This window comes from Planotetraspora thailandica (genome assembly GCF_016863335.1).
In the GTDB taxonomy this organism is placed as follows: Bacteria; Actinomycetota; Actinomycetes; order Streptosporangiales; family Streptosporangiaceae; genus Planotetraspora; species Planotetraspora thailandica.
On the sequence record NZ_BOOR01000062.1, the window covers coordinates 19,501 to 33,643 of the forward strand.

Consider the following 14,143-nt stretch of genomic DNA (forward strand, 5'->3'; position numbering starts at 1 on the left):
CTACTTGTACATCGTCTGGTTCATGGTTCCGGGGGCGTAGACGTCCGGGTCGACCCACACGTTGATCAGTGCGGGCTTGCCCGACTCACGGGCGCGCTCGAGCGCGGGCCGGATGTCCGCCGGGTCGCGGACCTCCTCGCCGTATCCGCCGAGCATGCGGGCGAACTCGTCGTACCTGACGTCGCCCAGGGTGTTGCCGACCCTGCCCCGGTCCTCGCCGTACTTGGCGGCCTGGCCGTACCGGATCTGGTTCATCGAGGAGTTGTTGCCGATGACCCCGATGAAGGGCAGGTCGAAGCGGACCATGGTCTCGAAGTCCCAGCCGGTGAGGCTGAAGGCGCCGTCGCCGAACAGGCACAGCACCTCCTTGTCGCGCTGGGCGTACTTCGCGGCCATCGCGAAGGCGACGCCGACGCCGAGGGTGCCGAGCGGGCCCGGGTCCATCCAGTGGCCGGGCGACTTGGGCTGCACGACCTGGCCGGAGAAGGTGACGATGTCGCCGCCGTCGCCGATGTAGATCGTGTCTTCGGTCAGGAACTCGTTGATCTCGTGGACCAGGCGGTAGGGGTCGATCGGCTGCGAGCCGGACAGCTGGCGGGGCAGCCGCTTCTCGAACGCCTTGGTCTCGACCTCGCGCAGCTCCTCCAGCCACTTCTTGCGGCGGGCGCTGCCGTTGTCGTCACGGCCGGAGGCGGCGGCGACGGCGGCCGACAGCACCAGGCCGGCGTCGCCGACGATGCCGAGGTCGATGTCGCGGTTCTTGCCCACGGTGCGGTAGTCGAGGTCGATCTGCACCACGGTCGCGGTCGGCGACAGCCGCTTGCCGTATCCCATGCGGAAGTCGAACGGCGTGCCGACGATGATGATGAGGTCGGCCTCGGTGAAGGCGTAGCGCCGCGACAGCTGGAAGTGGTGCGGGTCACCGGGAGGCAGGGTGCCGCGGCCGGAGCCGTTCATGTACGCCGGCACGTTGAGCGCGCGGACGAAGTCGATCGCGTCGTCCGTGGCACGGCACGTCCAGACCTGGCTGCCCAGGAGGATGGCCGGCTTCTCCGAGTGCACGATCAGGTCGGCGAGGCGCTCGATGGCCGCCGGGTCGCCCAGCTGGCGCGTGGAGGCGCGGTAGTGCCCGGCCTTCGGGATGCGCGCCTTCTCCAGCGGGACCCTGGCGTCCAGCACGTCGCGCGGGATCTCCAGGAACGACGGCCCCGGGGCTCCGCTGTAGCACTCTCTGAAGGCCATGGACACGATGTCGGCCACCCGCTCGGTCGACGGCACCGTCGCGGCGAACTTGGTGATCGGCGTCATCATGTCGACGTGCGGAAGGTCCTGCAGTGAGCCCATCTTGTGCTGGCTCAGGGCCCCCTGACCGCCGATGAGCAACATGGGGCTCTCGGCTCGGAAGGCGTTGGCCACACCCGTCACGGCGTCGGTGGTGCCCGGGCCCGCCGTCACGACCGCGCATCCGGGCTTGCCCGTGATGCGCGCGTAGCCGTCTGCGGCATGCGCGGCGACCTGCTCGTGGCGGACGTCGACGACGTCGATTCCCTCGTCGATGCACCCGTCATAGATGTCGATGATGTGACCGCCGCACAGCGTGAAGATCACATCGATCCCCTCCGCCTTGAGCGCCTTGGCCACCAGGTGACCGCCGGAGATCGATTCCGGTACGGCTTCCGCTGTCATCTTTGTCGTCCTCTCGCTGTCGCGATCTGTGTTGACTCCATACTGCATACCGTATGTTGCAAGGTGTACTCCGGTGATCGGGCGATGTCCAGACCCTTTCGCCCGGGCGACGAAGCAGTTTCAGGCCGGAAGAGCGAGGAGCTCGACCGGCCCTCCCTCCCACCTGGGCGGAACCACCGCGAGCGCGTCGGCCAGGGCCGCCCCCCATAACGACCCAGGACGGTCGTGCCCCACAGGAACCGCTCCACGCGCGGAGCGCCGCACCGCCACCAGGCGGGTGTCGGACGGGTGCGACGGCACGGTCTCCGCGAGCGCGGTGCGCTCGCCCCGGCACTCCGGCCGGCCGAGGAGCCCACGGACCGCCGGAAGCAGGAGCGTGAGAGCGGCGGCCAGCGCCGCGTAGGGATTGCCCGGCAGGCCCACGACCAGGCGTCCTCCGGGCAGGCGGGCGAGCAACTGCGGGTGGCCGGGCCGTACGGCGACGCCGTCCACCAGCACGTCGGCCCCGAGCCTGCTGAGCACCGGCCGCAGATGGTCGGCGCGGCCCTTCGACGAGGCGCCGCAGACGGCGATCACATCGGCGGAGCCGCAGTGCGCGGCGATCGCCCTGGTCAGGGCGGCCTCGCCGTCCGGGACCCAGCGCGACTCCCCCGCCCGGCCGCCCGCCCATTCGATCAGGCCGGGCAGCAGCGGGCCCACGGCGTCGCGCACTCGGCCCTCCCCCGGGAGGCCGGCGCCGACCACCTCGTCACCTGTGATCAGCACGCCGACGACGGGAAGCGGGTGAACCCGCAGCGTGTCGTGGCCCAGCCCGGCGGCGAGCCCGAGCGCGACCGGCGTCAGCGGCGCACCCGCGCCCAGGACGACCGAGCCCTCGGCGCATTCCTCGCCGCGCCGCCTGATGTGCCTGCCGTACGGGGAATCCCCCGACACCTCCGTCGCCGCCAGGCCGCGCCGTTCCGACGCGGCCTCGTAAGGAAGCACGGAATCCGCGCCCTCGGGCACGGGAGCACCGGTGGCGATCTCCACGGCCGTGCCGGGCGCCAGGGTCCCGCGATGGCGCGGCTGCCCCGCCAGCACCCTGCCCACCACGCGCCACGGGGACGGCCCCGCCACCGCGTAGCCGTCCATCGCCGCGACGTCGTCGCGGGGCAGGGCCACCAGGGCGCGCAGCGGCTGGGCCAGGCGGCAGCCGCCGGCCAGGGAAAGAGGCAGGTCGGCAGGGGGAAGCGGGCGCACCGCCTGCGTCGCTATCCGCCGCGCGGTGTCCCAGGGCACCGGGGCCCCGTGAAGGCCCCTGTGCCTGTCCCCGTGCCCGTCCCGCCTCGGCGGTGTCGCCGCGGACGCGGTGGTCTCCGCGTACCGGATCCTGTCGGCAACGGTCATCAGCGGCTCCTTGATTTCAATTTTGCCATACTGTATACCGAATGCACAGTCGACGCGAGAACGGAGCTACTGTGAAGGTCGCTGTTCTTGGCGCCGGCGCCATCGGCGCGTATGTGGGGGCCGCCCTGCATACCGCCGGCGTCGAGGTGCATCTCATCGCCCGCGGAACCCACCTGGAAGCCATGCGGAAGTCGGGCGTCCGTGTGCTGAGTCCACGAGGGGACTTCACCGCCCACCCGCATTCGACGGACGACCCCAACGAGGTCGGGCCCGTCGATTTCGTGTTCCTCGGCCTCAAGGCCAACTCCTACGCCTCGGCCGACCACATGGTCCGCCCGCTGCTGCACGAGAGAACGGCCCTCGTCGCGGCCCAGAACGGCATCCCCTGGTGGTACTTCCACCGGCTGCCCGGGCCGTACCAGGGCTACCGGATCGAGAGCGTGGACCCGGGCGGCAGCGTCACCGCCGCCCTCCCCCTCGAACGCGCCGTCGGCTGCGTTGTCTACGCCGCCACCGAGATCGAGGAGCCGGGCGTGATCCGGCACCTCGAAGGCACCCGCTTCTCCATCGGGGAGCCGAGCGGAGAACTCTCCCCCCGATGCGTCGAGCTCAGCGAGGCCATGGTCGCCGGCGGGCTCAAGTGCCCCGTCGAGGCCGACCTGCGCCGCGACATCTGGGTGAAGCTCATGGGCAACATCGCCTTCAACCCGATCAGCGCCCTGACCAGGGCCACCATGGCGGGCATCTGCCGGCACACGGGCACGCGCGACCTCGTCGTCGCGATGATGCGCGAGACCGTCGACGTCGCCCAGAGGGTCGGCTGCGACCCGCACATCTCCATCGAGCGCCGTCTCGCCGGAGCCGAGAAGGCGGGCGAGCACAAGACCTCCACCCTCCAGGACCTGGAGAAGGGCAAACCGCTCGAGCTCGACGTGATCCTCGCGGCCGTCGTCGAGCTGGCCGACCTCACCGGTGCGTCCGTCCCCACCCTCCGGGCGATCCACGCGGTGACCGATCTGCTCGACGAGCAGGTGAGGCAGAGCCTTGTTCCGGCCACTTCGGCGGGCATACCGTAGACCGCATACACCCGAGAAGGATGGCCGCATGAAGCAGCGTGCCGAGCACTACTTAAAGCACGTCCAGAACGTGGCGAGCGATGGGTAGGGTCACCGTCCAGCGCCGCATCCTGCGGTTGCGCGACTCGGCGGTCTCCCGCCGAGTCGACGCGCTGGCGGCCGAGGAGCCGCTGGAGATCCGGCTGAACGGCAAGGCGCTCACCATCACCATGCGGACGCCCGGCGACGACTTCGACCTCGCCGCCGGGTTCCTCGTCAGCGAGGGCGTCATCGGCTCGGCAGCCGAGATCGACACCATCCGCTACTGCGCCGGGGCGACCGTCGACGGCGAGAACACCTACAACGTCCTCGACGTACGGCTTGCGCCCGGCGTCACGCCTCCGGCCGTGTCACTGGAGCGCAACTTCTACACGACCTCCTCCTGCGGGGTGTGCGGCAAGGCCTCGCTGGAGGCGGTCCGCACCGTGGCGCGGTGGGAGGTCTCCGGCGACCCCGTCCGGCTGGAGCCCGGCCTGATCGCGATGCTGCCCGACCGGCTCAGGGCCGCCCAGCGGGTGTTCGACCGCACCGGGGGCCTGCACGGCGCCGGGCTGTTCACGGCCTCGGGCGAGACGCTCTGCGTGCGCGAGGACGTCGGCAGGCACAACGCGGTCGACAAGCTGCTGGGATGGGCGGCCCGCGGGGGCCGCCTGCCGCTGACCTCCACGGTGCTCATGGTGTCGGGGCGGGCCTCGTTCGAGTTGGTGCAGAAGGCGGTCATGGGCGGCATCCCGGTCCTGGCCGCCGTGTCGGCCCCCTCGTCGCTGGCCGTCGAGCTGGCGGCCGAGCGGGGTCTCACCCTGCTCGGTTTCGTGCGCGGCAGCTCGATGAACGCCTACACCGGCGAGGAGCGCCTGGCCGGGGTCGCCGCCGTCTGAGTCACGACCCGAGGGTCGTCGGAGGGAAAGCCGTCGTGGAGCTGCGCGACATCGAGATCTTCCTGACCCTGGCCGAGGAGCTGCACTTCGGCCGGACGGCCGAGCGCCTGCACGTCTCCCAGGCCCGGGTCAGCCAGTCGATCAAGAGGCAGGAGCGCCGCATCGGCGCCACATTGTTCGAGCGCACCAGCCGCACCGTGCTGCTGACCCCGGTCGGACGGCGCCTGCGCGAGGACCTCCAGCGGGGATACGAGCTGATCCAGGCCGGCATCGCCGCGGCGACCGCCGCGGGCCGCGGCCTGTCCGGGACGGTGCGGCTGGGTCTCATGGGCGCGCTCGGCCCGCAGATGCGCGGCGTGATCGAGGCGTTCCGCGCCCGCCACCCCGACTGTGACGTGCGGACCCTGGAGTTCCATTTCGGCGACCCCTTCGGCGCGCTGCGCGGCGGCCGGGTCGACCTGCAACTGCTCTGGCTGCCCGTCAGGGAGCCCGATCTGACGGTGGGCCCGGTCGTGCTGACCGAGGGCCGCCTGCTGGCCGTGCCGGCCGGGCACCCACTGGCCGGCCGGGCGTCGGCCTGCCTGGACGACCTCGCCGACCAGGTCGTCTTCGGCCCGGGAAGAGGGTTGCCGCCCTATTGGGAGGAGGCGATGGTGCCCCTGCGCACACCCGGCGGGCGGCCGGTGCCGCGCGGGCCTGCCGTACGGACCTTCCCCGAGGCTCTGGCCCTCGTGGCCGCCGGGCAGGGTGTCACCGTGCTGAACGAGCATGTGGCACGGCATCACCGCCATCCGGGGGTGGTCTGCCTGCCGATCCACGACGCGCCGCCGACCGAGTGGGCGCTGGTGTGGCGCACCACGGGCGAGAGTGCCCACGTCAGGGCCTTCGCGCAGACGGTGCGCCAGGTCGGCGTCGGCGTGACGGCCCTGCCCGGCTCACAACTGCCGTGAGGGCCTTCTCAGCCGGCTGCGGTCAGATCGTCCCCGGCTCAATGGAGCCGATGTCTGCGGAGATCGACCGGAATCGTTCGGCGCCGAGAGGCTCGACGACCCGGCGGCGCAGGGACTCGACGAGCACGGCGACGCAGTCGGTGGCGACCTCGAGGCCTCGCTCGGTCAGCGCCGCGTAGATCAGCCGTCGGTCCTGCGGGCAGGCCCGGCGTTCGATCAGGCCCGCATCCATGAGGCGGTCGGCGACCTTGGTGGTGCCGGCGGTGGAGAATCCGAGCGCCTGGGTGAGCCGGCCCATCGGAACGGCGTGTTCCGGGGTCTCCAACAGAACGCAGAGCACCTCGAGCGCCGACGGCGAGATTCCGACCTTCGCCTCCACGTCGGCCATCAGGAGAGAGGTCAGCCGCCGGAACCCCGACCGCAGGACGCTCCAGTGCTGCATCAACGTCTGATCGTCCAAGTCCAGGCCGTGGGCCGCCTCTGACTGACGGGTAGACGCCGGTGTGTCCATGCGTTCCCCTCCTCCTGAGTCTGTCCTGCGCTTGCTCCCAGGATACTTCGCCCGTTATTGTCTCACTAGTTACTTAATTGCTGGCTAGCTAATAGCCGGATCTCCTTCTCGGTGCGCGTACCGTCAAGCCGGCGATGTACGCCGCCATTCCAATGGAAAGGACTCACGATGTTCGCGCTGACCTATGCCGAGTTCGGCGACCCCTCGGTTCTCCAGGTGACCACAGTGGAGGAGCCGCATGCCGGGCCCGGCCAGGTGCGGATCGCGGTCAGGACGGCAGGGGTCAACCCGGCCGACTGGAAGTTCCGCAGCGGGATGTTCAAGGACTTCTTCCCGACCCCGCTCCCCTCGTTCATCGGAATGGAGGCGGCGGGAGTCGTCGACGAGGTCGGCGAGGGCGTGGAGGGTGTCGCGGTCGGCGACGAGGTGTTCGGGCTGGGCCAGGGCACAATCGCCGAATTCGCCCTGCTCGACCACTTCGCCCTCAAGCCTGCCGGAATGAGCTGGGAGCAGGCGGGCGGACTCGCGACGGTTTCCGAGACGGCCGTGCGAGCGCTGGAGATCATCAGCCCGGCCTCGGGGCAGACCCTGCTCATCGACGGGGCCGCCGGAGGGGTGGGCGGCGTCGCCTCGCAGTTCGCCATCGCCGACGGCGTCATCGTGATCGGCACGGCGAGTGAGCCGAACCACGACTTCCTGCGTTCCCTCGGTGTCGTGCCCACCACCTACGGGCCGGGGCTGGAGGGCCGGGTCGCCGCGCTGGCTCCCGCCGGGGTCGACGCGGCCTTCGACGTCGCCGGCAAGGGCTCGCTCAAGGAACTCGTCGAGCTCACCGGGGCGCCGGACAAGGTCGTCACCATCGCCGACTTCACCGCCGCCGAGCACGGAGTGCAGCTCACCTCCCAGACGAGTGCGTACCACGCCCTTGAGAAGGCCGCCCGGCTCTTCGAGGAGGGGCGGCTGACCGTCACGATCGATTCGGAGTTCGCGCTGGCCGACGCCGCGAAGGCGCACGAGCGGAGCGAGAGCGGCCACGTGCGGGGCAAGATCGTCCTGCGCGTCTCGGAGGCCTGAGCAGCCCGCCTGTTCACCTGTTCACCTGGGCGCCGTCAGCCCCTCCAGCGGAGGAACGCCTCGCCGGCCGAGACGGCGCCCAGCCGGACGGGATCAACGGCCGGCGGGCGTGCCGTGCAACGCCGTCCAGTATTCGGCCACCTGGTCGAACGTGCCGGCGTCTTCCACCAGCCCGATGTAGCCGTCGGGGCGGACCAGCACGAGGGCGCCGTCGGCCCCGTCGTACCCCGCGTGCACGTGTCCGTCGACGTCCACGACGACATCCACCGCGGCGTGCTCACCGGCCGGTCGTCCTGAGCGGACCACGGTGTAGGCGTGCAGGGCGGGACCGAACCGGTCGTTGAGGGCGGCGACCGTGTGCGTGTGTCCCGCGCCGAAGGCGAGAAGCGTCCAATGCGGACCGCGGAACAGGTCGAACAGCCGCACCGGCCGGCCGTCGCCTGTGGTCGCGGGGGCGTCCGGCGCCCGGCCGCCGGCCATGACCTCGCCGGCGCGGGTGCGGCCGTCCCGGGACAGCAGCCCGCCGCGGTAGTTCAGCGTCAGCCCGTACAACTCGGGGCCACGTAGGTGCGCATCGTCGTCGCCCCTCTTGTGCTTCTCCAGCAGTGCCGTGCTGAGATCCAGTGCGAGGCGCGCCGCCGCCATCCGCTCGGGCTCGTAGCTGTCCAGCAGGCGAGCCGGGGCGCCGGCCAGGGTGGCGGCAAGTTTCCAGCCGAGGTTGTAGCCGTCCTGGATGCCGGTGTTCATGCCCTGGCCTCCGGTCGGCGGGTGCACGTGCCCGGCGTCGCCCGCGAGGAAGGCGCGGCCGTCCCGGAAGCGCTCGGCCATCCGCGTGTTCGCCCGCCAGGTGGTGTGCCAGGTCACCTCACGCACGAAAACGTCGTCCCGGCCGGAGAACTCGGTGATCCGCCGTTGCAGGTAGTCGCGAATCGGCTCGTCCTCGTTTTCCGGCGGCAGCGCCACCACCACGAAGAGGTCTGTTCCGGCCAGCGGCATCACCGAGACCCCGCCGTCGCCTGCCTGCCAGATCCGGCCGTGGTCATGGCCGATCCCGTCCACCCGCGCGTCCGCGAAGAACATTGTGATGCTCTCGTCGGTCTCGCCGGGGAAGGCGATGCCGAGCCGCTTGCGCACCGTGCTGCGCCCGCCGTCGGCGCCCACCAGGTATCGGGCGCGCACGGTCTCGGGCGTTCCGCCGGAGACCAGGGTCGCGGTCACACCGTCCGCGTCCTGGGTGAAGTCGGTCAGCTCGGTCGACGGCTCCACGTGGGCGCCTAAGTCGGCGAGCCGGGCGCGGAGGATCTCCTCGGTGCGGAACTGGGGCACGAACCAGACGTTCGGATACGGCACGGACGGGGTCGGCTGCGCGGGCTCGCTCATCTGCCCCTCCCAGATGACCTCGTCACCTTTGTAGGCGCGCATCACCATGCCGAGATCGCCCCCGGCCAGGATCGGGTCGAGGATCCCGATGTCGGCGAAGACCTCCATGGTTCGCGGCTGGATGCCGTCGGCGCGCGATCCGCCGAAGAACCGGTCCGCCCTGTCGACGATGCGGAATCCGACGCCCCGCACGGCCAGCTCGCAGGCGAGGGTGAGCCCGGTCGGGCCGGCCCCCACGATCAGCACATCGACGTCTGTCATGACACGCTCCTTCTTCGTATCTCGTACCAAGTTGTCGTACGGCGTACCAAAAGGCTAAGCGGTACGGTGTACGAATGGCAAGTGGTGAGGAATCTGCGCTGATCTGGACCCGGCCGGAGCCCGGCGCCCGCCGGCCCAAGTTCACGCGCGACCAGATCGCGTCGACCGCCCTGGCCATCGCCGACACCGAGGGGTTCGCCGCCGTGTCGATGCGGCGGATCGCCGGCGAACTGGGCGCCGGCACCATGACGCTCTACTACTACGTCCGCACCAAGGACGAGCTGATCGCGTTGATGGACGACGCGATCATGAGCGAGGTGCTGATCCCGGCCGACGAGTTCCCGGCCCACTGGTACGACGCGCTCACCGCCGTCGCCCTCCGCACCTGGGACGTACTGATGCGCCACCCATGGGCGCTGTATTCGCTGCAGAACGCGACTGCCGGACCCAACGCCATGCGGCATTTCGAACAGTCGCTGGCCGCCGTCGCCGGCACCGGGCTGGACGCGCCCGGCAAGTTCGCGCTGCTCGCCATGGTCGACGACTACGTGCACGGCAACGTGCTGCGCTCCGCCGAGATGCGCTCGGCGAAAGAGGCCGCCGCCCCGGACGAGGAGGCGATGGAGGCGGCCATGCGGTTCGCGGAACAACAGTTCGCCACCGGGGAGTTCCCGCACACCCAGGCGCTGTTCGGTGGCGAGGATCCCTGGGGGGTTTTCCCGCGGCTCATCGGCGACCTGTCCGAGCGGGACCGGTTCCGCTACGGCCTGTCCGTACTTCTGGACGGCGTGGCGAGCAGGATGGGACTCGGGCTGCCCGACCCGCATATGCCTTGAAAAGCATATGCCTCGTGAGGCATATTAGTGTGATGTCCGACGCGATCTGGTCTGTGCTGGTCGACCCGAACCGCCGTGCGATGCTGGCGCTGCTCCGCGAACGGCCCCGCACGGTCGGCGAACTGGTCGACGAGCTCGATCTGACCCAGCCGGCCACGTCCAAGCACCTGCGCGTGCTGCGCGACTCCGGCTTCGTGCGTGTCCTGAGGGACGCGCAACGACGCATCTACGCCCTCGACCCCGCTCCCCTGACCGAGCTCGACGCCTGGCTCGAGCCGTACCGGCGGTTGTGGAACGACAGGCTGGACACGCTCGGGCACCACCTCGACACGAAGGAGCCCACATGAACCGCCTGATCGACGCCGGAACGTTCGTCCAGCACGACGGCCGCCCGGCCGTACGCTTCGAGCGCACCTATCCCCATCCGGTCGAACGCGTCTGGGAGGCCGTGGCGACCCCCGAGGGCCTGGCGAACTGGTTCCCCTCGGCGGTACGGATCGAGTCGCACGCCGGCGGGGCGATCACCTTCTCCGGCGACCCCAACCTCCCGCCCATGAGCGGCACGGTCCTGGTGTTCGAGCCGCCGCGGCGCCTCGCCTTCACCTGGGGCGGCGACGAGCTGCACTTCGACCTCGAACCGGCCGAGGCGGGAGGCTGCCGGTTCGTGCTGGTCAACGTGCTCGGCGACCGCACCGCCGCGGCCCGCAACGCGGCCGGCTGGAGCGTCTGCCTCGCCGAGCTCGCCAAGATCCTGGCCGGGCGGCCCGCGGAAGGGCCGCACAGCGACACCGCGGAGTCGTGGCGGTCGCACTACGACGCCTACGTGTCCTCCGGCATGCCGTACGGCGCGGCCATCCCCGGAGCTCCCTCCACCGACTGACGGGTATGTCCCCATTCGGGGGGTGGAGACGATGACCCGATGTCTGGTGACGGGGGCCACGGGCTACATCGGCGGCAGGCTGGTGCCCCAGCTCCTGGAAGCCGGTCACGAGGTGCGCTGCATGGCCAGATCGGCCGGCCGGCTGCGCGACCAGACCTGGCGTGACCGGGTGGAGGTCCGCGAGGCGGACGCGATGATCGCACCGCAGACCCGGGCGGCGCTGGACGACGTGGACGTCGCCTACTACCTCATCCACACGATGGGCTCCGCGCGCGACTTCGCCGCCAGGGACCGCACGGCGGCGGAGGTGTTCGCCGCGGCGGCCGGAAAGGCCGGGGTCGGCAGGATCGTCTACCTCGGCGGCCTGACTCCGGCGGCGGAGCCGTCCCCGCACATGCGCTCGCGGAGCGAGGTGGAACGCATCCTGCTCGGCTCCGGCGTCCCCACCGCCGCCCTGCGCGCCGCGATGATCATCGGTTCGGGATCGGTGTCGTTCGAGATGCTCCGCCATCTCACCGAACGGCTGCCGGTCATGACGACGCCGCGCTGGGTTCACACGCTGACCCAGCCCATCGCGATCCGCGACGTCCTGCGCTATCTCGTCGCCGCCGCCGCGCTGCCGCCCGGCGTGAACCGCTCCTTCGACATCGGCGGCCCCGACGTGCTGTCGTACGGCGAGATGATGCAGGGGTACGCCGAGGTCGCGGAGCTGCCTCCCCGCGTCATCATCCCGGTCCCGGTGTTGACGCCCCGGCTGTCGAGCTACTGGGTGGGCCTGGTCACGCCGGTGCCGGCGGGGGTCGCCCGGCCGCTGGTCGAGTCGTTGCGCAACGAGGCGATCTGCCATGAGCACGACATCGCGCGGTACGTCCCCGACCCTCCCGGCGGCCTCATCGGGTTCCGCCAGGCCGTCGAACTGGCGTTGCGGCGTATCAAGGAGGCCGACGTGGCCACCCGCTGGTCGTCGGCCTCCACCCCCGGAGCCCCGAGCGACCCCCTGCCCACCGATCCGGACTGGGCGGGCGGCAGCCTGTATGTCGACGAGCGGAGCAAGGTCGTCGACGCCTCTCCGCAGGAGCTGTGGCGGGTCATCGAGGGCATCGGCGGAGACAACGGGTGGTATTCCCTGCCGGTGGCCTGGCGCGTGCGCGGCCTGCTCGACCGGCTGATGGGCGGGGTCGGCCTGCGGCGGGGGCGGCGTGACCCGCGAAGCCTGCGGGTCGGTGAGGCGGTCGACTTCTGGCGGGTCGAGGAGATCATCCCGGGGGTCCTGCTGCGGCTGCGCGCCGAGATGCGCCTGCCCGGGCTCGCGTGGCTCGAGCTCGCCTGCCGGGAGGAGGAGGGCCGCACCGTCTACCGGCAGCGGGCGATCTTCCATCCGCACGGCCTGCTCGGCCATCTGTACTGGCGGAGCATCTCCCCGCTCCACGGGCTGATCTTCGGCCGTATGCCGGGCAACGTCGCCAGGGCCGCCCGGAAATCCCACGAAAAAGCATGATCAGTCGTGCGTTGCATCGTTCCACGTGATCCAATCGCAGGTAGAACCGATCGCGCGACGAACGGGAGCCCCCCATGGCCGACCGGATCTCGACGACCGGGCTCGTACCGCCCGAGCCCCCCGTTGACGGCGTGACCGAGATCCGGCTGCACGGGGTGGGCGGGGCGACGCCGCAGAGCCTACTCGGCGACCACCCGCTGCAGCAGACCGGCGGAGACGCCATCGCGGGGTTCTACCGCAGGCCCGACGCGGGGGGACGCCACATCGAGGCCTACTCCTGGGGCGGGCTGACCTCCCGCAGCGGCACCCGGGTGCTGTGGCTGCTTCTCCTGCCGTTCCTGCTGGCCAACCTCGCCGGGTGGATGCTCCCGCCCGGTCTGCTGCGGCGCCGCCGCACGTTCGCGCTCTATCGCGCGGCCATCCGCTGGGCGGCGCTCGGGGTGACGCTCAACGCCGTGCTGTTCCTCACGTGGATCCCCGTCGACTACCTCGCATACCAGTGCGGAGCCGACAGCACGTGCACCGATGCCTGGCCGTTGCAGATTTTCCACGCCGTCCAAGCCCATCCCGGGCGGCGCATCCTGATCGCGGCGGCCGTTCCCCTCCTGGCGATCGCGACGATGCTGCTGCTCACCCGCAGGACGCTGTCCCGCTACGAGAGCGTCCGCCCACCGGTCAAAGCAGGGGAACACCCCGAGCCGGAACCGGAGCGAAGCTCGGCGGCCCTGGTCACCGGACTCGCGCACCCCGGCTTCTGGGACGGCAGGCGCGCCGCCGTACGGCTCGGCACGGCCCACCTGGCGGCGGCCGTCGCCATGGTCGCCGCGCTGATCGCCCACACCGTGCGCTCGACAGTCAACGCGGAGCTTGTGCCCGTGGCGCCCGTGGCGCTGGCGCTCAGCGGCCTCGTCCTCGCCGGAGTGGCCGTGGTGCTGGTCGCCGAGACGAGACGGCCATGGCCGGAGAAGCTGGCCGCGGTGGCGCTCGGGCTGGCGGTGGCGGCTCTCGCGCTGGCTGCGGTCTTCGCGTGGGCGCAGCCGCCGGCGGCCTCTCCCGGCGGTGAGCTGCCCGGAATGGGGCAGGCCGTGAACCTCACCAACGGGCTGGTGTCCACGAGCCTCGCCCTGGTGTTGCTCACGGTGTTGGCCGGCACTGCCGTACGGGCGGGCGGATGGCTCCTGATCACTTCGATCGTGGGCGTGACGCTGCTGGCGCTCGGGTTCATGACCCTGGCGGGCTTCTCGGGTGCGCGACTGGTGGCCGTGCTGGCGCTGGCCGCCGCGCTGGGCGTCGCGGGGCGCGTGGCGCGCAGAACCTCCGACGGATTCCGGTGGGCGGCGCCGTTCGTCGTGATGGCACTCGCAGTCGGAGTGCTCAACATCTTCATGCTCGGGCTGCTCATCCGGGTCGCGGACATCGTGGGAGAGATCCACTACCCGGGCATGCCCGTCCTGGAGACAACCGAGCCCGTCATCACGCTCTTTCCGATCATCCGATCGTTCGCGCCGTATCTCGTCGTCTTGCCTGCGGCGGTCGTGCTGGCGTTCGCGATCTGGCAGGGCGTGCTGCTCTGGCGCGCCGCGCGCCCGGCGAACGCGGAGCGGATCCGGCAGGAGTATCTCGCCCGGGAGTCGGATGACGACCCGCCCTTCGACGGCCCGCCGGCATGGGTGGCCTCCGCTGTCTCC

Annotated in this window: 12 protein-coding genes; 8 read left to right on the forward strand and 4 right to left on the reverse strand. The window is 71.1% G+C overall.

Features of this window, described 5'->3' with window-relative positions:
* Together Pth03_RS32945 and Pth03_RS32950 are read right to left on the reverse strand one after the other, a co-directional pair.
* Nucleotides 1–1,686 carry a thiamine pyrophosphate-binding protein gene (locus Pth03_RS32945; RefSeq protein ID WP_203948363.1) on the reverse strand — a complete coding sequence of 562 codons (1,686 nt, stop codon included), beginning with the start codon at nt 1,684–1,686 and terminating at the stop codon, nt 1–3.
* 120 nt (nt 1,687–1,806) lie between these two features.
* Entirely contained in the window at nt 1,807–3,072 is a 1,266-nt protein-coding gene (locus Pth03_RS32950) for a molybdopterin molybdotransferase MoeA (RefSeq protein WP_203948364.1), read from the reverse strand.
* 71 nt (nt 3,073–3,143) lie between these two features.
* Here Pth03_RS32950 and Pth03_RS32955 point away from each other — a divergent pair, with 71 nt between their 5' ends.
* The 3 genes from Pth03_RS32955 (at nt 3,144) to Pth03_RS32965 (ending at nt 6,015) form a co-directional block, all read left to right on the forward strand.
* Nucleotides 3,144–4,148, forward strand: a complete 1,005-nt coding sequence (locus tag Pth03_RS32955; RefSeq protein WP_203948365.1) for a 2-dehydropantoate 2-reductase — start codon at nt 3,144–3,146, stop codon at nt 4,146–4,148.
* A gap of 80 nt (nt 4,149–4,228) precedes the next feature.
* The gene (gene fdhD, locus Pth03_RS32960) at nt 4,229–5,065 is read left to right on the forward strand and encodes a formate dehydrogenase accessory sulfurtransferase FdhD (protein WP_203948366.1); all 837 of its coding nucleotides are present in this window, start codon (nt 4,229–4,231) and stop codon (nt 5,063–5,065) included.
* A 35-nt stretch (nt 5,066–5,100) separates the two neighbouring features.
* The gene (locus tag Pth03_RS32965; RefSeq protein ID WP_203948367.1) at nt 5,101–6,015 is read left to right on the forward strand and encodes a LysR family transcriptional regulator; all 915 of its coding nucleotides are present in this window, start codon (nt 5,101–5,103) and stop codon (nt 6,013–6,015) included.
* 22 nt (nt 6,016–6,037) lie between these two features.
* Here the strand turns inward: Pth03_RS32965 and Pth03_RS32970 are convergent, their stop codons facing one another.
* The gene (locus tag Pth03_RS32970) at nt 6,038–6,526 is read right to left on the reverse strand and encodes a MarR family winged helix-turn-helix transcriptional regulator (RefSeq protein ID WP_203948368.1); all 489 of its coding nucleotides are present in this window, start codon (nt 6,524–6,526) and stop codon (nt 6,038–6,040) included.
* A 168-nt stretch (nt 6,527–6,694) separates the two neighbouring features.
* Here Pth03_RS32970 and Pth03_RS32975 point away from each other — a divergent pair, with 168 nt between their 5' ends.
* On the forward strand, nt 6,695–7,600 hold the full coding sequence (locus Pth03_RS32975) for an NADP-dependent oxidoreductase (RefSeq protein WP_203948369.1): 906 nt from the start codon (nt 6,695–6,697) through the stop codon (nt 7,598–7,600).
* Between the two features lie 93 nt (nt 7,601–7,693).
* Here Pth03_RS32975 and Pth03_RS32980 read toward each other — a convergent pair whose 3' ends face one another.
* The gene (locus Pth03_RS32980; protein ID WP_203948370.1) at nt 7,694–9,241 is read right to left on the reverse strand and encodes an FAD-dependent monooxygenase; all 1,548 of its coding nucleotides are present in this window, start codon (nt 9,239–9,241) and stop codon (nt 7,694–7,696) included.
* A 74-nt stretch (nt 9,242–9,315) separates the two neighbouring features.
* On the opposite strand from Pth03_RS32980, the gene Pth03_RS32985 reads away from it, so the two are divergent.
* Genes Pth03_RS32985 through Pth03_RS33000 form a run of 4 tightly spaced genes read left to right on the forward strand, consistent with a single transcriptional unit; the run spans nt 9,316 to nt 12,455 of the window.
* The gene (locus Pth03_RS32985; RefSeq protein WP_203948371.1) at nt 9,316–10,077 is read left to right on the forward strand and encodes a TetR/AcrR family transcriptional regulator; all 762 of its coding nucleotides are present in this window, start codon (nt 9,316–9,318) and stop codon (nt 10,075–10,077) included.
* A 32-nt stretch (nt 10,078–10,109) separates the two neighbouring features.
* Nucleotides 10,110–10,424 (forward strand): ArsR/SmtB family transcription factor, encoded by a 315-nt coding sequence (locus Pth03_RS32990; protein WP_203948372.1) that lies wholly within the window; start codon nt 10,110–10,112, stop codon nt 10,422–10,424.
* On the forward strand, nt 10,421–10,957 hold the full coding sequence (locus Pth03_RS32995; RefSeq protein ID WP_203948373.1) for an SRPBCC family protein: 537 nt from the start codon (nt 10,421–10,423) through the stop codon (nt 10,955–10,957). Before Pth03_RS32990 ends, Pth03_RS32995 begins: the two co-directional genes overlap by 4 nt.
* A 31-nt stretch (nt 10,958–10,988) precedes the next feature.
* Complete coding sequence (locus Pth03_RS33000; RefSeq protein ID WP_203948374.1) at nt 10,989–12,455, forward strand: SDR family oxidoreductase; 1,467 nt, start codon at nt 10,989–10,991, stop codon at nt 12,453–12,455.
* Nucleotides 12,456–14,143: the final 1,688 nt, after the last annotated feature.